The following is a 17087-nucleotide window of genomic DNA, read 5'->3' as shown; positions in this document are numbered from 1 at the left end:
AATCTATAGCGATTTATAATGAAAAAATTTTTATTTATCACATTAATTCTTACAGCTTTTTTTAGCTGTAAAACCGAATCGAAATCAGAAAACACCGTTTTTAACAACGACGAACTCACAACAATAAAAGGTGAATTTGTGTATTTTGACGGCGTCGGAGTTATCCAAACAAACCACCAAATTTATGGCGTATTAGGCTCGAAAAAATTAGAGGAACTCAATAGCCAAGCAGATAAAATCAAAACAGAACCAACCGATATGGTTTTAGTGGAGATTAAAGGAAAAGTTACAGATCAAAAAGACGACGTTATACTTTGGGAAAATAAGGTTGACATAGTAGAAATACTTAAAGTAGCCCCTAACCCAAAAGAAAATAACGAAGTTGTAAAAATAGGAAACGAATAGAAGTATGTTAAAAATTGAGAATTTACACGCACGTGTTGAGGATAAAAACATTTTAAAAGGTATTAACCTTGAAGTAAAACCAGGTGAAGTTCATGCCATTATGGGACCAAACGGTTCAGGAAAAAGTACACTTTCTTCTGTTATCGCAGGTAAAGAAGAGTATGAAGTTACCGAAGGTAAAATCTATTTTGAAGGTGAAGACATTGAAGAATTAGCTGCTGAAGAACGCGCACATAAAGGTGTGTTTTTATCGTTTCAGTACCCAGTTGAAATCCCTGGTGTATCGGTAACAAACTTTATCAAAACGGCTATTAACGAATCTAGAAAAGCAAAAGGTTTAGAGGAAATGCCTGCTAAAGACATGCTTAAGCTTATTCGCGAAAAGTCTGAAATGTTAGAAATCGATCGTAAATTTTTATCACGTTCGTTAAATGAAGGTTTTTCTGGTGGTGAGAAAAAACGTAATGAGATTTTTCAAATGGCGATGTTAGAACCTAAATTGGCTATTCTTGATGAAACCGATTCTGGACTAGATATCGATGCCCTTCGTATCGTTGCAAACGGTGTAAACAAATTAAAGAGTAAAGACAATGCTGTAGTTGTTATTACACACTACCAACGTTTACTTGATTATATCGTTCCAGATTTCGTACACGTTTTACACAACGGAAAAATTGTAAAATCTGGTGGTAAAGAATTAGCTCACGAGCTAGAAGCCAAAGGTTACGATTGGATTAAAGAAGAAGCCTCTTTATAGTTTTTCTGTTTAAGGTTTAATGTTTCAAGTTCATGGCAACGATAACTAAATTTGAAGATTTAGAAACATGGAAAGAAGCTAGGCGTCTTTTTAATCAAATAAAAGACATTGCTAACGAAACAGATTTAAAAAGAGATTAGCGATTAAAAGACCAAATAAAAGCGTCATCCGGATCCGTAATGGATAATATCGGTGAAGGCTTTGAAAGAGATGGAAATTTAGAATTTCGTCAATTTCTTTCAATAGCAAAAGGCTCTGCTGGAGAAACAAGGTCACAATTATATAGGGTTTTTGATTCAGAATATATTTCAGAAGAAAAACTTAGAACATTAGTTTCAGAATATGAACAATTAAGCAAGCGTTTATCTGCTTTTATTTAATATCTGAACAAAAAAGATTTTAAAGGAAACAAGTTTAAGTAATTAGGTTCGAGTAATCAACTTGAAACTTTTTAAACCTTAAACTTGAAACGATTTATAACAATGGATTTAAAAGACAAATTAGTATCATCATTTTTAGCATTTGAAAACAAGGTCGATGTAGACACTTTCGTTCATAATGTGAGATCTGAAGCTATAAAAATATTTGAAGAAAAAGGCTTTCCTACGAAAAAGGAAGAAGCTTGGAAATATACCTCTTTAAATAAATTATTAAAAGAAGATTATAGTGTTTTCCCTAAGCAAGAAAATGCGTTGGATTATAAAGATGTTAAAAAATATTTCATCCACGAAATCGACACATATCATGTGGTTTTCATCGATGGAAAATATTCTTCACATTTATCGAACACCACACATGATGGTATCGATGTGTGCTTAATGTCTTCTGCTTTAACAAATCCTAAATACCGTTTAATTATTGAAAACCATTTCAATAAAGCGGCCACTACCGATAGTTTACCATCGTTAAACACGGCATTTTCACAAGAAGGTGTTTATGTACACATTCCTAAAAATAAAATTGCCGATAAACCGATTCAGTTTATCAATTTTTCAACAGGAAACGAATCGGCAACCTTACTTCAACCTCGTAACTTAATTGTTGCTGAAGAGAATGCGCATGTTCAAATTATCGAGCGTCACCAAAGTTTAACAGAAAACCCTGTTTTAACTAATAGTGTAACCGAAATTTTCACCAAAAAACGTGCTATTGTCGATTATTACAAAATTCAAAATGATGGCGAAAATGCCTCATTAATTGATAATACCTTCATTAAGCAACAACGTGAAAGTATTGCTTCGGTACATACATTCTCATTTGGCGGAAAATTAATTAGAAATAATCTTAATTTCTTCCAAGAAGGAGAACGTATCGATTCTATATTAAAAGGCGTAACTATTCTTAGCGACAAACAACATGTCGATCACAATACTTTGGTACACCATATCGAACCTAATTGTGAGAGTCATCAAGATTACAAAGGTATTTTTGGTGATAGCTCTACAGGGGTTTTCAACGGAAAAATTATTGTAGAAAAAGAAGCCCAAAAAACCAACGCTTTCCAAGCGAACAACAATATTTTAGTAAGCGATAAAGCATCTATAAACACCAAACCACAATTGGAGATTTTTGCCGACGACGTAAAATGTTCTCACGGTTGTACCATTGGTCAGTTAGACGAAAGTGCCATGTTTTACATGCAATCGCGTGGTATTCCTAAAAAAGAAGCTAAGGCACTTTTAATGTATGCCTTTAGTAATAACGTGTTAAGTTCGGTTAAAATCCCTGAAATTAAACAACGTATCAATAAAATTATAGCTAACAAATTAGGGGTTAGCATCGGTTTCGACCTTTAAATTCTCTTAATTAAATTATTTTTTGAGCTCCTTCCCGCTTTCGGTAAAAGCACCAAAAGCGGGATCTAAGGACTTTCTGAGAGGAGCTTCAATAAACGCCTGAATCGGGGCCCAGACCAAACAAGCCATGATAAACGTAGAAGACATAAGAAAAGATTTTCCCATTCTTTCTCGCAAAGTAAATGGCAAACCTTTAGTATATTTTGATAATGCAGCAACATCACAAACCCCAAAACAGGTTATTGATGTTATTGTAGACTACTATTCAAATTACAACGCCAATATTCACCGCGGCGTTCATACTTTAAGTCAGGAGGCCACCGATTTATACGAGCAAGCCCGTTATAAAATACAAGCGCATTTTAATGCTAAGTTTTCACATGAAATTATTTTCACTTCGGGAACAACTCACGGTATCAATTTAGTCGCAAACGGATTTTCATCACTTTTAAAAAAAGGTGATGATATTATTGTGTCGGCCTTAGAGCACCACTCTAATATTGTGCCTTGGCAAATGCTTTGTGAGCGTACGGGTGCCGAGTTGAAAGTCATTCCTATGAATGACGATGGCGAATTGGTGATGAGTGCATTTGACAAGCTCCTTTCTACAAATACGAAACTCGTTTTTACAAATCACGTTTCAAACGCATTAGGAACCGTAAATCCGATTGAATACATTATTGAAAAAGCCCATGAAGTTGGAGCAGCCGTTCTTATTGACGGTGCACAATCTGCGCCACATATTAAACCTGATGTTCAAAAATTAGACGTCGATTTTTACGTGGTTTCTGCCCATAAAATGTGTGGTCCTACAGGCATTGGCGCTTTATATGGTAAAGAAGATTGGCTAAAAAAACTACCGCCATATCAAGGTGGTGGTGAAATGATTGCCGAAGTTACTTTTGAAAAAACAACCTACGCCGAATTGCCACATAAATTTGAAGCTGGCACACCAAACATCGCTGGAGGTATTGTTTTTGGTGCTGCTATCGACTATATGAATAACATTGGTTTCGAGTCCATTGCTACTTACGAAAATGAGCTTTTGGAATATGCCACTAAAAAGCTTTTAGAAATAGAAGGCTTAAAAATTTATGGTACCTCAAAACATAAAACTTCAGTGATTTCATTCAACTTAGAGGGCATTCACCCTTATGATGTAGGTACTATTTTAGACAAGCTGGGTATTGCTGTTAGAACAGGACACCACTGTGCACAGCCAATCATGGATTACTACAAAATTCCAGGAACGGTCAGAGCATCATTGGCTTTTTATAACACGAAGACTGAAATTGATCTTTTAGTAGAAGGCGTTAAAAAAGCAAAAATGATGTTGGCGTAAAACGCTTTTCAATTTCTTTTTGTAAGTTTAACCATAATTCACAATTAAGAACTTGATTATGAAACTCGTAAGCATTCTTATTTTCGCCTTAATTTCATTAAAAACCTGTAATTCAAACACTGCAAAAGCTGAAAATCAAGACCGTATATCTAAAGAACAGCAAGCAACTTCCGAAGACTTAATTACTTTTGAATATCTCGCTACCAGTAGAAATTCATACTATAAAATAAGAGTCATTAAAAATCTGGTTGTAGTGACCAAAAAACAAGGTAAACCAGGAGCGCCCGAAACACTCGACGCTTCAGAGTGGAACCATTTATTAGAAATTTTAGAAGCCATTCAAATAGAAAAAATTCCAGATTTAAAAGCACCTAGCAAGAATTACGCTTTTGACGGAGCAGCCAAAACAACCTTAAAAATCAGCGTTAACGAACATACTTACCAAACTCAAGCTTTCGATCATGGCAATCCGCCAGAAGCCCTTAAAGCACTAATAGCAAAACTGTTGGTTATTGCTGGCTATGAGGGATCAAGCACAAAAGTTGGGGAGTATTTAAAAAAAGAAGATCTTTGAATAAAAATTTTTAATGTCATCAGATTCATTATTAGCCATAGCCAATTTATTACTTCCAGAAATACTTATGAAGTATTTTGATTTGGACAAGCACGAAATTAAAGGAGAAGCACTACATTTTTATTTTACAGAACTAAACACGATTCCCGAAGAATTTAATGGAACTAAACTTCATTCCAAAGGCTTCTTTTCTGAGGCTACCGTTCAAGACTTCCCTATACGAGGTAAAAATGTTTACCTTCATATAAAACGCCGCAGATGGCTGAATAAGCAAACCAATGAAGTGGTTCATAGAGATTGGAATTTAGTAGCACAGGGAACACGGATGACCGCCGAGTTTGCTGATTTTTTAAAAGAAATTAGTCCATACTAAAGCTACGGATTGCCACACCATTGGATTTTTCTACGGTGTTAACGGCAAGAAACTGCAACGCCAGTACAAAGATCACTTAAGTGATTTTAAATCTTGGGATCAAAAAGCCCATGCAAAAGATTGGCTATTGTACCCTGAGAATCTAGGAAGCTACCTATCGCTTGACGAAACCGCTTTTTGCAATGGCGAACTCTACACCATCTTAACCAATAAAGATGCCAAAGGAAAGAAAGGCTCTATAGTAGCTATAGTTAAAGGAACTAAAGCTGAAACAGTGATAAAAATACTTCATGAAATTCCTTTAAAACAAAGAAATAAAGTTAAAGAAGTGACTCTGGATATGGCAGGAAACATGGGACTCATTGTTAAAAAATCATTCCCCAATGCCTGCTTAGTTATAGACCGTTTTCATGTGCAGAAATTAGCATTGGACGCTTTGCAAGAAATAAGAATAAAACACAGGTGGGAAGCCATCGATTTTGAAAATGATGCCATAGAAGACGCTAGAAGTAAATCTTTAAAATACACACCTGAAATACTTCCAAACGGAGATACATTAAAACAACTACTGGCAAGAGGAAGATATTTACTCTATAAGCCAAGCAATAAGTGGACTGAAAACCAAGCTAAAAGATCAGTGATACTATTTAAACACTATCCTGATATAGAAAAAGCATACAAACTATGCCAGAACTTATCTTGGATTTTTAACAATACTCAGGATAAAACTTCCGCACTAACACGATTAGCTAAATGGGATGAAAAAGTTAGACAAGCAGCCTTTAAAAGCTTTAATACTATATCCAGAACCATGTCTGTTCACTATCAAAACATTCTAAACTATTTTGATAATAGAAGTACCAACGCTTCAGCAGAAGCTTTCAATGCTAAAATTAAGGCTTTTAGAGCACAGTTCAGAGGCGTAAGAAACGTAAAATTCTTCCTCTATAGATTAACTACTATTTTTGCTTAATTCTAAAATCCCCCAACTTTTGCTCTTGATCCTGATAAAGGAAGCTTATGACTTGTCAAACCAGCTAAGAGTAATTTATAATACTTGTACAGACAAAAATATAGCAATGACTAAATTGGCACTTTGGTACAATCAAATTGAAAATAGTGGCTTTAAAAGCTTTAGAGTTGTTATGAACACAATCTCCCTAAATTACAGGGGAATATTAAACTATTTTGACAACAGAAGTACCAATGCGGCCGCTGAATCTTTTAATGCAAAGATCAAAGCCTTTAGACAACAACTTAGAGGTGTGAGAAATAAGGAATTCTTCCTCTTTAGATTAGCACAAATTTATGCCTAGTCCCCAACTTTTAGGACTGATCCCATATTTTGAAATAGCGACAGTAATAAAATCAAAAAAGCTTGATGAAAAATCATCAAGCTTTTTAATTCTGTGGGCGCGAAGGGATTCGAACCCCTGACCCCTTGGGTGTAAACCAAGTGCTCTGAACCAACTGAGCTACGCGCCCTATCACTTAGGAGCTGCAAATATACACTACTTTTTCACTTTGCAAAAACTTTTTTAAAAAAATTTTCAAATTATTTCTGCTACCACAAAAGTACTCCCTCCAACATAAATAAAATCGTTAGAATTAGCTTGATTTAAAGCAGAATTATAAGCCTCATTTACAGAATTATAAGCATCTCCCTCTAGTCCATAAGCGTAAAAAGCAGCTTTTAAGTCAGTCGCAGCTAAACCACGAGGAATATTTGGTTTGCAAAAATAATAAGTGGCATTTTTAGGTAATAAATCGACAATTGACGTCAAATCTTTATCATTAACCACTCCAAAAACAATATGCAAGTGCTCAAATTCTTCTTTTGAAAGCTGATTCATGACTTCTATTAGACCATCTTTGTTATGACCGGTATCACAAATAACCTTGGGATTAGCATTTAAAATTTGCCATCTACCTAAAAGTCCGGTATTTTTCACCACATGTGACAAGCCCTCTTTTAATTGTGTTTCGGAAATCAAAAAACCTTGTTCCCGAAGTTCTTTTACTGCTAGCATGGCCGTTTTAATATTTTTTATTTGATAACTTCCTATCAAATCGGAAGCATAAACTGCTTCAACCTCTTGATCGGCAAAAACAATTTTAGCATGACGTTCTTTAGCTAAACCTTCAAAAACAGGCGCTGTCTCTATTTGAGTTTCACCAATCACAACAGGCACCCCTTCTTTAATGATACCGCCTTTTTCAAAAGCAATAGCTTCTAAAGTATCTCCTAAAAACTGGGTGTGATCTAATCCTATATTGGTAATAACCGACAGTTCAGGAGTAATAATATTAGTAGAATCTAGTCGTCCACCCATACCTACTTCAATAACAGCGATATCAATCTTTTCTTCTGAAAAATATTGAAAAGCCATACCCACAGTCATTTCAAAAAATGACAAGGTATGAGACTTAAAAAAAGCTTTATGTTTCGCAATAAAATCGATCACAAAGTTCTCAGAAACAGGAAGACCGTTAATTTTAATACGCTCTCTAAAATCCTTTAAATGTGGTGATGTATACAAACCTACTTTATAACCTGCCTCTTGCAATATTGAAGCAAGCATGTGGCTTGTTGACCCCTTACCATTGGTTCCAGCCACATGAATTGATTTGAACGTATTATGAGGGAAATTTAAATGCTGGTCAAGCAGCACTGTATTGGTTAAGTCTTTTCTAAAAGCCGAACCACCTTGTTTTTGATACATGGGGAGTTGAGAAAACATCCACTCAAGCGTATCGTTATAGCTCATGTATTATTCAGAAATTTTAAAGTTTACACTTACAAAGCCAACCTGACGCACAGGTGCTTTAGGATCGGCTGGCCACTTATGAGAAAGGGCTATTTTTTTAGCTGGTTCTAATAAACATGGCGCTGTATTAGTAGTTCCCTTAACACCCGGTGTAGCCAAAACCACATTACCCGCTTGATTTACTTCAATTTTTACAATGACCAAGCCCGATTCATTACAGTCTTGCTTCATTCTTGTGAAGGAAGCCTTACCTCTACCGTTTAAGCCGTAACCTACGCCGCCACTTCCGAAACCTTGTCCGCCAAAATAACTAGAAGCATAAGGATTTCCATCCAATTGGCCTTTATCACCAGATTTACTATCATTACCTTCTCCGCCTGTTTCTGAGCCATCAGACTTTTTTACACCACCTATTAGGGCGTCTAACTTTTTCCTTTTTTCGTCTTGTTCGCGCTTTTCTTTAGCCCTTTTCTCTGCTTCAACCTTCGCTTTAGCTTCTGCTTTAGCTTTAGCATCAGCGATCGCTTTTGCCTTAGCTTCAGCTTCCTTTTGCTTTTTTATGGCTATTTCTTCCGAGTTGTCTGCTGTTAAAACCTCCTCTTTGGTTTCTGTAGGCTGTGCTGGTTCTGGTTCGGCTTCTTCAGGAACATCAGGTTGTCGAGGTTCTTCAACCACTCTAGGTTCGGATTTTACAGGTTTTAATGGTTGTACATCACCCTTACCGAAATCTGAATTACCAAAGTTTACAGCCACACCATATTCCTCTGGAGGATCCATATATTTAGTACCAACCACAAATAAAAGAAGCAAAATTATGATACTAATTAACGCCGTTAATTTTGCTGAATTCCGTTCGTGCTTGGTTCTTAAGTATTTCATGTTATTTAGGCTTAACAGCTAAAATGACTTTAAATTTATTTCTATTGGCTATATCCATAACCTTTACAACATTTTCAACGGGCACCGATTTTTCTGCTCGTAAAATAATGGTTGGTTTTTCTGCAGAAGATAAAGCTGCAAGCAGCTCATTTTCTAATACACTTTCGCCAACACGTTTTTGATCGATGTAATACGTTAAATCTTTTTTAATGCTTACCGCTACAGATTTTTTATTTTCAGTTTTTCCACTAGCCTTAGGCAATAATATATCAATAGCATTGGTGGTTACTAAAGTAGAAGCAATCATAAAAAAGATAAGTAGTAAAAATACAATATCCGTCATAGACGACATATTGAATTCTGGCGTTACTTTATTTCTTCCTCTAAGATTCATATTAAGTTGGCTCGTTTAAGTGATCTAAAAACTCTAAAGAATGGGCTTCCATTTGATACACCACCTTATCGGTTTTCACCACCAAGTGATTATAAGCCATATAGGCGACAATACCAACAATTAGACCTGCCACAGTAGTGGTCATGGCCGTATATAAACCACTAGCTAAAACATCCATTTGAATACTTCCTCCTGCGTTTGCCAATTCGAAAATCGCCAAAATCATCCCTACTACCGTACCAAGAAAACCAATCATTGGTGCAGCTCCAGAAATGGTGGCTAGCACACTAACGTTTTTTTCTAGTCCGTAAATTTCTAAACGTCCTGCATTTTCTATTGCCGTATTAATATCGGCCAGAGGCTTACCAATTCTCGAGATCCCTTTTCCGATTAATCGAGACACTGGCGAGTTAACTTGACTACATAATTGTTGGGCCGATTCAATTTTACCATGACTCACATGGTCTTTAATTTGATTCATAAAATTAGCATCTATAGTCGATGCCGCTTTTATAGCAAAAATACGTTCGAAATAAATGTAAATAGCAGCTACCAGCAATAAGAACAAAATGGCAATAATTACCTGTCCCGCTACGCCTCCGCTAGCAATTAATTCAATAATTGAAAGTGTTTTTTCTACCGATTCTCCCTCTGGAATCGCATCAACACCACCTGGTGTTTCTTGTAATAAAATATTCAGCATATACTTGGGGTTTAATGCAACATTATAACGCTGCTTTTTTTGTTAAAGTATAAATCTAAATGAGACTCATCCTTTTTAAATTTTTTTATTGTTTTATAGATTAGAATAAGGTTCTGGTTACCATAAACACTGCAGATCCCACTAAGAAACCGATTAGGGCTAACCATGACATCTTTTTTAAATACCAAAAGAAATCAATTTTCTCCATTCCCATAGCAACAACGCCTGCTGCCGAACCAATAACTAACATACTACCACCGGTTCCTGCTGCAAATGCAATAAAGTGCCAAAGTTCGTTATCGGTAGCTTCATGAAACATCCCTAAACTTGCTGCTACTAATGGTACGTTATCAATAACCGCCGATCCTGCACCTAGCAAAAGAACCACTAAATCTGAAACGCCCTCACCATCATGAATTTCGGTACCAATCATAGGCATTATTTCTTGTAATCCACCGGCAAAACCAAATAAAATCCCGAGCGACTCTAACGCTGCTACGGCCATTAAAATACCCAAGAAGAATAAGATACTTGGCAACTCTATTTTTGATAACGAATGGTGCACCGGACTATGGTGTGCCTCCGATTCACTTTCGGCATGATCTATATCGGTAATACTAAACTTAGACTTACTATATATTTCTGCAAAAACCGCTACTATGGCTAATGACAACATCATTCCAACATAAGGAGGCAAATGCGTTACCGTTTTAAAAATTGGCACAAAAACAATAGCTCCTAATCCTAAATATAGCATGATACTACTTAATCTTGAAGGTTTTGGATCTACCCCTTCATCCGATTGCAGCTCTCCTTTAAACACAGGTAAAAAAGAAGCAATAAACGTAGGCACAGCCATACACATTAACGATGGCACGAATAAATAACCTACTAAATGCCCTGTAGTCACTTTGTTTCCTATCCATAGCATGGTTGTTGTCACATCACCAATTGGAGACCATGCTCCACCAGCATTAGCGGCAATAATAATTAAACCAGCATAATACAAACGTACCTCTTTATCTTTAACAATTTTTTGAAGGATAGAAATCAGTACAATAGTTGCTGTAAGGTTATCAATAATCGCAGATAAAATAAAAGCTAAGATTGAAAATATCCATAATATTTTAGTCTTTTTCTTGGTGGTTATAAACCCTTTAATTGTGGAGAAACCATCAAAATAATCGATAATTTCAACAATGGTCATAGCTCCTAAAAGAAATACTAAAATTTCGGCTGTTTTACCCAAATGATGCAATAAGGTTTCCTCCATAAGATGTTTTTTCTCCTCTAGAGGAAAACTACTAAAAGCATCTATTAAAGTATGTGTAGAAGAATCAAACCAGTTAGGAAACAAATCTAAACCTAAAGCAACCAATGCCCAACAAATAGCCATCATGACCAAAGCCGGGATTAATTTATCAATCTTTATACTATGTTCCATTGTAATGGCTAAATAACCCAATACAAATACTAAAATAATTGCTGCTTCCATAAATTCTGTTTGTTAGTTTGTTGCGTGCTATTGTAATACGGCAGCACGTATTTCCGCTTTTTTAATCTTGTTTGTTTTTAAATGGTTCGTTATAAATCAATAAAAAAGGCTGCAATGGTTATTTGCATGTTCTTCCTTAAACACACATACACATGAGCCGTTTTTAAATTTAAAAAGGTAATATATAACCTGCGCTATTAATCATGGTTCTAGAAAATAGCTTCGTTTTTTAACAAGGTTTTTCAAAGAAAACTCAAAAACAACGCGATGTTATTTTTAAATTTTAAGCTTGCACCCGTTTTAGCATTACCCTTCCTCATCAATAATCTTATGCTCCAACCTACATACCTACTCATTTTCAACGCATTAACAATGCCGCAGTTTAAACTGAGTCTAAATAAAAGCTGGTAAACCTTAGATTTCATAAAATCATCAACCGAACAAATATAAAAAACAAAACACTTTGACTTTACTTTTTTAGAATTTTTAGGGAAGAAAAATTTTTCCAGAACTATGATTTTTAGACGAACCTGTTACACTTTGTAAACAATTCACTTCATTTCTTAGCTTTAGAACACCAAGAAAACCAAAAATAAGCGCCTCTTTAAAATCAATAACCTCTTTGGAAGGAACAATCAGTTCACTATCTACGTAATACTCAATTCTATGCAACAGAAAATTATGATAAGCACCGCCACCAGTAACTAAAACCGAAGCGTCGTTTAAAGCTTTAAGCTCTGTAGCTACCTGAATAGCGATATGCTCAACAAAGGTTCTTAGAGTATTTTTAACATTTAACTGATAAGCATCAATAAGCGGGAAAACAACGTCTTTAACCCACTCAAATCCTAAAGACTTAGGAAATGACTTTTTATAAAAATCTAACTCACCTAAATCGTCAAGTAATTGGACGTCAACCTCTCCTTCTGATGCGATTTTCCCGCCATCGTCATACGCTAAACCAAGGGGCTTAACATAATAATTCAGTACGATATTCATAGGACAAATATCGTAGGCGATTCGCTTATCATGTATTACCGTAGAAATATTGGCAAAGCCTCCTAAATTGAGACAAAAATCATATTCTGGAAATAAAAGTTGATCACCGATAGGTACTAAGGGCGCTCCTTGTCCGCCTAGTTCCACATCCTGAACTCTAAAATCACACACCACTTTTTCATTAAGTATTTTAGCCATTTCGGGCAGATTCCCTATTTGGAAGGTCAACTTTTTTGAAGGCTGATGTAATGCTGTATGCCCATGCGAACAAACCGCGTCAATATCTTGGATATTATGTTTTTGAATGAAGCTTTTAATAACATCAGCAAGATATTTGGTATAGGCGACATCAAGGTTATCCAAGGCTTTTTTTGAAAGCGACACCAATTCGGTCAACTGGGTTTTCCATGCCTCGGTATAAGCCATAGTTTCGGCATTAATAATTTGAAATTGCCATGTCTTATCTAATTTAAATTGCAGCTCAACCAGATCTATTCCGTCTAGTGAAGTTCCAGACATCACGCCAATAATATGGTATTGTTTCTTTAACATATGGTGGTAAAAATAGCAAAGCAAATTAAATAATTTATACTAAAAAGCTATATTTGATAAAAAAAACAACTAAATAACCTAAATAATTACGAATTATGAATTTTACACTCTCAGAAGAACACCTCATGATTCGCGATGCCGCTCGCGATTTTGCTCAAAACGAATTACTCCCTGGCGTAATTGAAAGAGACAATAACCAACATTTTCCAGATGCATTGGTCAAAAAAATGGGGGAACTTGGTTTTCTAGGCATTATGGTGAACCCAAAGTATGGTGGAAGCGGTATGGATGCCATTTCCTACGTGCTTATTATGGAAGAACTCTCTAAAATAGACGCATCAGCATCCGTAATTGTTTCGGTTAACAATTCTTTAGTATGCTATGGTATTGAATGTTATGGCACAGAAGCACAAAAACAGAAATACTTAACCAAACTGGCTACAGGTGAATTTATTGGTGCATTTTGTTTAAGCGAACCCGAAGCTGGAAGTGATGCCACCTCACAAAAAACTACGGCTATAGACAAGGGCGATCATTACCTGCTTAACGGAACAAAAAACTGGATTACAAGCGGTGGACGTGCCGATGTATATTTAGTCATAGCACAATCTGATAAAGAAAAGAGCTCCCATGGCATCAATGTTTTTATTGTTGAAAAAGGCGCTGAAGGATTTCACGTTGGTCCTAAAGAAGATAAGCTAGGTATCCGCGGAAGCGACACACACACCCTACAGTTTAATGATGTTAAAGTTCCGAAAGAAAACCGAATTGGCCCGAATGGCTCGGGATTTCGCTTTGCGATGAAAACACTCTCGGGAGGACGTATAGGCATTGCAGCTCAAGCCCTTGGTATTGCTGCTGGCGCTTATGAACTCGCACTAAAGTATTCGAAAGAACGCAAAACTTTTGGTGTTGAAATTTGCAATCATCAAGCCATCGCCTTTAAGCTTGCTGATATGGCTACCGAAATTGAAGCCGCCAGAAACCTCGTTATGAAAGCTGCCTGGGAAAAAGATCAGGGTATGAATTACGATTTTTCGAGTGCCATGGCCAAGCTTTACGCCTCAAAAGTAGCTATGACGCAAACCGTAGAAGCTGTCCAAATTCACGGCGGTAATGGTTTTGTTAAAGAATACCATGTGGAACGCCTAATGCGTGATGCAAAAATCACTCAGATTTACGAAGGCACTTCAGAAATTCAAAAAATCATCATTTCAAGAAGTATAACACGAGATTAGCACATACTTCAACTATTAAGTAATAAATCCGTTGCCACTATTTTCAAAATATTACAGCGGATTTTGTTATGTTAAAAGTAACTTATCGACTTAAAATTATAGATTTACCCCAAGACATAATAAAATATCATGCAGAAATCATATTACGACCCAGCCGATTTAAAAAAATTTGGTAAAATAAGTGAATGGAATGAAACATTAGGTGAAAAATTTTTCGATTACTACGGAAAAGTTTTTGAAGAAGGCGCGCTTACCGCACGTGAAAAAGCTTTAATCGCTTTAGCCGTTTCTCACACCGAACAATGCCCCTACTGCATCGATGCATACACCAAGGATAGCTTACAGCGCGGCATTACTAAAGAAGAAATGATGGAAGCCGTTCATGTAGGCGCTGCTATTAAAAGCGGAGCGACTTTAGTCCATGGGGTTCAAATGATGAACAAGGTGAATAAATTGGAAATGTAATTTGATTAGCAAACTACTTTTATTTCAATGCCTTTTTATAACCGACGCTAAAAATTAAACACATCAATGCCTATACAGTCTTTAAACAAAAGAGAAAGCGCTTTAAAGCAAAGTGAAGCACAGCTTAAGATTCTGTCTAACGGAATTTTCCAAAATGGTGAACTACCTACCTTTAAGGCTAAAATTTCGGAAACACAACAATATCCTCTAAAAGCAAAAAAACTAGAAATTCTACAAATTAATTTAGGCTATATGTGCAACCAAGTTTGCGCACATTGCCATGTTGATGCGGGTCCAGACCGCAAGGAAATCATGACCCGCGACACCATGCAACAGTGTTTGGATGTTATAAAAAAAACGGGGGCTCATACTTTAGATCTTACTGGTGGCGCTCCAGAAATGAATCCGAATTTTAGATGGTTTGTAGAAGAAGCTACCAAAGCAGGCATCCAAGATTTTATTGTGCGTTCCAACCTAACCATTATTCGTGCCAATAAAAAATACCACGACCTGCCTCTATTTTTTAAAAAACATAAGGTACACGTGGTAAGTTCGATGCCGCACTGGACACGAGGAAAAACAGACAAACAACGCGGTGATGGGGTTTTTGATAAATCCATTCAGGCCTTAAAAGACCTCAACGCTATAGGTTATGGTATACCTAACAGTGAACTAAAATTAGATTTGGTTTACAATCCATCAGGCGCGTTTTTACCAGGTGATCAAGCGTCGTTGGAAAAAGATTTCAAAAAGGCTTTAAAAGAAGATTTTAACATCGAATTTCATCACCTATTTGCCATTACAAATCTTCCTATTTCAAGGTTTTTAGATTACCTAGTTGCTTCTGAAAACTATGAAGATTACATGTACGCCTTAGTAGAAGCCTATAACCCATTAGCCGTTAAAAGCGTTATGTGTACCAACACAATTTCTGTTAGTTGGGACGGGGTTTTATATGATTGCGATTTTAACCAAATGCTGGAGCTTCCAGTGAATAGCCCTGTGAAGCATATTTCCGACTATAATGAAAACTTGTTAGAAGGGAGACATATTACGATTTCCCAACATTGTTATGGTTGTACAGCTGGAGCAGGAAGCAGTTGCCAAGGTGTGGTTACTTAAATTTCTGTGGAAAAAGCAACTAAAACACAAGTCTCATACACATGAAATTACCCATCATTTTTTTCGTAGGTTTTTTTAGCTGCTTACCTCTTTATGGTCAAAAAACCCTAGAAAAACTTTTAGAGAAATACCATCAAAACACCATCCCGTATTTATATGTTGATTCGCTTGCCAAGCATTACAATAAGTTTGTGCTTTTAGATTCCAGAACACCAAAAGAGTACCAAGTTAGCCACCTTGAAAACGCTATATTTATTGGCTATCATTCTTTTAGTCTAGATTCTGTGATACAAAAAATCCCAGACAAAGACACAGAATTAGTAGTATATTGCTCTTTAGGAATGCGTTCGGAAAAAATAGCCAACAAGCTTAAACAGGCCGGATACATTCATGTCAATAATCTTTACGGCGGTATTTTTCAGTGGAAAAACAACAACTTGCCAGTATATAATAACCAAAATAAAAAAACCGATAGCATTCATGCGTTTTCAAAATCATGGAGCAAATGGTTAAAAAATGGCATTAAAGTTTATGAATAAAGCACTCGTTATTGTTTTTGTTAAAAATGTAAAACCAGGAAAAGTTAAAACACGATTAGCCAAAACTATCGGAAATGAGAAGGCTGCTAAGATTTACCAAGCTTTACTAACAATTACAGAAAAGGCCACTAAAAATATTATGGCCGATGTATCAATACAGTATTCTGAAACTATAGATAACAGTCTTTGGAAAGACGCCCACAAAACCACGCAACAGGGCAAAGACTTAGGCGATCGTATGAAAAATGCTTTCGAAAATGCCTTCAAACAGGGTTACCAACCTGTGGTTTTAATTGGTTCGGATTTGCCAAGTTTAACAAAAGAGCACCTTAACAACGCTATAGAAAAACTCAAAAAAACTGAAGTTGTTTTCGGACCCGCTCAAGATGGCGGGTATTACCTTATTGGTTTGAGTCAAATGCATAATAGCATCTTCGAAAACAAACCTTGGAGTCAAACCCAGCTACTTGAAGTAACTTTAGAAGAGCTAACACAAAAATGTATACCGTTCTCAAAACTAGAAACTTTAAACGATATTGACACTTTCGAGGACTTAAAACCGCATCAGCACCTTTTAAAGCTGCTTTATTCAGAAAAGTAAAACAGTAAAGCTCACTTATTAAAACAAAAACTTAGGCTAATTCGCAAATAGTGATATGTTTACATGTATTCTGTGCTGTAAAATT

At 36.1% G+C, this 17087-nt stretch carries 19 protein-coding genes, 1 tRNA gene and 1 pseudogene; 14 read left to right on the top strand and 7 right to left on the bottom strand.

Features of this window, described 5'->3' with window-relative positions:
* The first annotated feature begins 18 nt into the window (after window positions 1–18).
* From C1A40_RS08860 to C1A40_RS08820, 9 genes and pseudogenes are all read left to right on the top strand, one after another.
* Window positions 19–405, top strand: coding sequence for a hypothetical protein (locus C1A40_RS08860; protein ID WP_102995585.1), 387 nt, complete (start codon window positions 19–21; stop codon window positions 403–405).
* A 4-nt stretch (window positions 406–409) separates the two neighbouring features.
* Entirely contained in the window at window positions 410–1162 is a 753-nt protein-coding gene (gene sufC / locus C1A40_RS08855) for a Fe-S cluster assembly ATPase SufC (protein WP_067144904.1), read from the top strand.
* Between the two features lie 32 nt (window positions 1163–1194).
* Window positions 1195–1542 (top strand): annotated as a pseudogene (locus C1A40_RS08850) (four helix bundle protein).
* Between the two features lie 102 nt (window positions 1543–1644).
* Complete coding sequence (gene sufD, locus C1A40_RS08845; RefSeq protein WP_102995584.1) at window positions 1645–2958, top strand: Fe-S cluster assembly protein SufD; 1314 nt, start codon at window positions 1645–1647, stop codon at window positions 2956–2958.
* 127 nt (window positions 2959–3085) lie between these two features.
* On the top strand, window positions 3086–4300 hold the full coding sequence (locus C1A40_RS08840) for an aminotransferase class V-fold PLP-dependent enzyme (RefSeq protein ID WP_102995583.1): 1215 nt from the start codon (window positions 3086–3088) through the stop codon (window positions 4298–4300).
* Window positions 4301–4358: 58 nt separating this feature from the next.
* A complete protein-coding gene (locus tag C1A40_RS08835) occupies window positions 4359–4874 on the top strand; it encodes a hypothetical protein (protein ID WP_158651329.1) in 516 nt (171 codons plus the stop codon).
* A gap of 13 nt (window positions 4875–4887) precedes the next feature.
* On the top strand, window positions 4888–5247 hold the full coding sequence (locus C1A40_RS08830; RefSeq protein ID WP_102994345.1) for an ISAon1 family transposase N-terminal region protein: 360 nt from the start codon (window positions 4888–4890) through the stop codon (window positions 5245–5247).
* Window positions 5248–5266: 19 nt separating this feature from the next.
* Window positions 5267–6220, top strand: coding sequence for an ISAon1 family transposase (locus C1A40_RS08825; RefSeq protein WP_102995422.1), 954 nt, complete (start codon window positions 5267–5269; stop codon window positions 6218–6220).
* Between the two features lie 25 nt (window positions 6221–6245).
* Entirely contained in the window at window positions 6246–6563 is a 318-nt protein-coding gene (locus C1A40_RS08820) for a transposase (RefSeq protein ID WP_158651328.1), read from the top strand.
* A gap of 94 nt (window positions 6564–6657) precedes the next feature.
* Here the strand turns inward: C1A40_RS08820 and C1A40_RS08815 are convergent.
* The 7 genes from C1A40_RS08815 to C1A40_RS08780 all read right to left on the bottom strand — a co-directional run bounded on the left by C1A40_RS08815 (window position 6658) and on the right by C1A40_RS08780 (window position 13037).
* A tRNA-Val gene (locus C1A40_RS08815) sits at window positions 6658–6732 on the bottom strand.
* A gap of 65 nt (window positions 6733–6797) precedes the next feature.
* Window positions 6798–8015, bottom strand: a complete 1218-nt coding sequence (locus tag C1A40_RS08810; RefSeq protein ID WP_102995580.1) for a bifunctional folylpolyglutamate synthase/dihydrofolate synthase — start codon at window positions 8013–8015, stop codon at window positions 6798–6800.
* 3 nt (window positions 8016–8018) lie between these two features.
* Window positions 8019–8894: an energy transducer TonB gene (locus C1A40_RS08805; protein ID WP_102995579.1), complete on the bottom strand. Its 876-nt coding sequence runs from the start codon at window positions 8892–8894 to the stop codon at window positions 8019–8021.
* Window position 8895: 1 nt separating this feature from the next.
* Complete coding sequence (locus C1A40_RS08800; RefSeq protein WP_102995578.1) at window positions 8896–9288, bottom strand: ExbD/TolR family protein; 393 nt, start codon at window positions 9286–9288, stop codon at window positions 8896–8898.
* A 1-nt stretch (window position 9289) separates the two neighbouring features.
* Window positions 9290–9991, bottom strand: a complete 702-nt coding sequence (locus C1A40_RS08795) for a MotA/TolQ/ExbB proton channel family protein (RefSeq protein ID WP_199287751.1) — start codon at window positions 9989–9991, stop codon at window positions 9290–9292.
* 100 nt (window positions 9992–10091) lie between these two features.
* Window positions 10092–11486 (bottom strand): sodium:proton antiporter NhaD, encoded by a 1395-nt coding sequence (nhaD, locus tag C1A40_RS08790; protein ID WP_102995577.1) that lies wholly within the window; start codon window positions 11484–11486, stop codon window positions 10092–10094.
* A gap of 486 nt (window positions 11487–11972) precedes the next feature.
* A complete protein-coding gene (locus C1A40_RS08780; protein WP_102995575.1) occupies window positions 11973–13037 on the bottom strand; it encodes an anhydro-N-acetylmuramic acid kinase in 1065 nt (354 codons plus the stop codon).
* A gap of 95 nt (window positions 13038–13132) precedes the next feature.
* Between C1A40_RS08780 and C1A40_RS08775 the strand changes: the two genes are divergently transcribed.
* From C1A40_RS08775 to C1A40_RS08755, 5 genes are all read left to right on the top strand, one after another.
* Complete coding sequence (locus C1A40_RS08775) at window positions 13133–14275, top strand: acyl-CoA dehydrogenase family protein (RefSeq protein ID WP_102995574.1); 1143 nt, start codon at window positions 13133–13135, stop codon at window positions 14273–14275.
* 129 nt (window positions 14276–14404) lie between these two features.
* The gene (locus C1A40_RS08770) at window positions 14405–14740 is read left to right on the top strand and encodes an arsenosugar biosynthesis-associated peroxidase-like protein (protein WP_067147219.1); all 336 of its coding nucleotides are present in this window, start codon (window positions 14405–14407) and stop codon (window positions 14738–14740) included.
* 66 nt (window positions 14741–14806) lie between these two features.
* The gene (arsS, locus tag C1A40_RS08765; protein WP_102995573.1) at window positions 14807–15862 is read left to right on the top strand and encodes an arsenosugar biosynthesis radical SAM (seleno)protein ArsS; all 1056 of its coding nucleotides are present in this window, start codon (window positions 14807–14809) and stop codon (window positions 15860–15862) included.
* A 41-nt stretch (window positions 15863–15903) separates the two neighbouring features.
* Entirely contained in the window at window positions 15904–16401 is a 498-nt protein-coding gene (locus C1A40_RS08760; RefSeq protein WP_102995572.1) for a rhodanese-like domain-containing protein, read from the top strand.
* Window positions 16394–17002 (top strand): TIGR04282 family arsenosugar biosynthesis glycosyltransferase, encoded by a 609-nt coding sequence (locus tag C1A40_RS08755; RefSeq protein WP_158651327.1) that lies wholly within the window; start codon window positions 16394–16396, stop codon window positions 17000–17002. Before C1A40_RS08760 ends, C1A40_RS08755 begins: the two co-directional genes overlap by 8 nt.
* The last annotated feature ends 85 nt before the right edge of the window (window positions 17003–17087 follow it).

Source organism: Tamlana carrageenivorans, from assembly GCF_002893765.1.
In the GTDB taxonomy this organism is placed as follows: domain Bacteria; phylum Bacteroidota; class Bacteroidia; order Flavobacteriales; family Flavobacteriaceae; genus Pseudotamlana; species Pseudotamlana carrageenivorans.
Note: the sequence above shows the minus strand (reverse complement) of the source record. Positions and strands in the feature narration are given on the sequence as shown.

What these genes read in the sequence shown, in the direction of transcription:
- C1A40_RS08860 (WP_102995585.1), top strand. Translation starts at nt 19, where the DNA reads ATGAAAAAATTTTTATTTATCACATTAATTCTTACAGCTTTTTTTAGC.
- sufC (WP_067144904.1), top strand. Translation starts at nt 410, where the DNA reads ATGTTAAAAATTGAGAATTTACACGCACGTGTTGAGGATAAAAACATT.
- sufD (WP_102995584.1), top strand. Translation starts at nt 1,645, where the DNA reads ATGGATTTAAAAGACAAATTAGTATCATCATTTTTAGCATTTGAAAAC.
- C1A40_RS08840 (WP_102995583.1), top strand. Translation starts at nt 3,086, where the DNA reads ATGATAAACGTAGAAGACATAAGAAAAGATTTTCCCATTCTTTCTCGC.
- C1A40_RS08835 (WP_158651329.1), top strand. Translation starts at nt 4,359, where the DNA reads ATGAAACTCGTAAGCATTCTTATTTTCGCCTTAATTTCATTAAAAACC.
- C1A40_RS08830 (WP_102994345.1), top strand. Translation starts at nt 4,888, where the DNA reads ATGTCATCAGATTCATTATTAGCCATAGCCAATTTATTACTTCCAGAA.
- C1A40_RS08810 (WP_102995580.1), bottom strand. Translation starts at nt 8,015, where the DNA reads ATGAGCTATAACGATACGCTTGAGTGGATGTTTTCTCAACTCCCCATG.
- C1A40_RS08805 (WP_102995579.1), bottom strand. Translation starts at nt 8,894, where the DNA reads ATGAAATACTTAAGAACCAAGCACGAACGGAATTCAGCAAAATTAACG.
- C1A40_RS08800 (WP_102995578.1), bottom strand. Translation starts at nt 9,288, where the DNA reads ATGAATCTTAGAGGAAGAAATAAAGTAACGCCAGAATTCAATATGTCG.
- C1A40_RS08795 (WP_199287751.1), bottom strand. Translation starts at nt 9,991, where the DNA reads ATGCTGAATATTTTATTACAAGAAACACCAGGTGGTGTTGATGCGATT.
- nhaD (WP_102995577.1), bottom strand. Translation starts at nt 11,486, where the DNA reads ATGGAAGCAGCAATTATTTTAGTATTTGTATTGGGTTATTTAGCCATT.
- C1A40_RS08780 (WP_102995575.1), bottom strand. Translation starts at nt 13,037, where the DNA reads ATGTTAAAGAAACAATACCATATTATTGGCGTGATGTCTGGAACTTCA.
- C1A40_RS08775 (WP_102995574.1), top strand. Translation starts at nt 13,133, where the DNA reads ATGAATTTTACACTCTCAGAAGAACACCTCATGATTCGCGATGCCGCT.
- C1A40_RS08770 (WP_067147219.1), top strand. Translation starts at nt 14,405, where the DNA reads ATGCAGAAATCATATTACGACCCAGCCGATTTAAAAAAATTTGGTAAA.
- arsS (WP_102995573.1), top strand. Translation starts at nt 14,807, where the DNA reads ATGCCTATACAGTCTTTAAACAAAAGAGAAAGCGCTTTAAAGCAAAGT.
- C1A40_RS08760 (WP_102995572.1), top strand. Translation starts at nt 15,904, where the DNA reads ATGAAATTACCCATCATTTTTTTCGTAGGTTTTTTTAGCTGCTTACCT.
- C1A40_RS08755 (WP_158651327.1), top strand. Translation starts at nt 16,394, where the DNA reads ATGAATAAAGCACTCGTTATTGTTTTTGTTAAAAATGTAAAACCAGGA.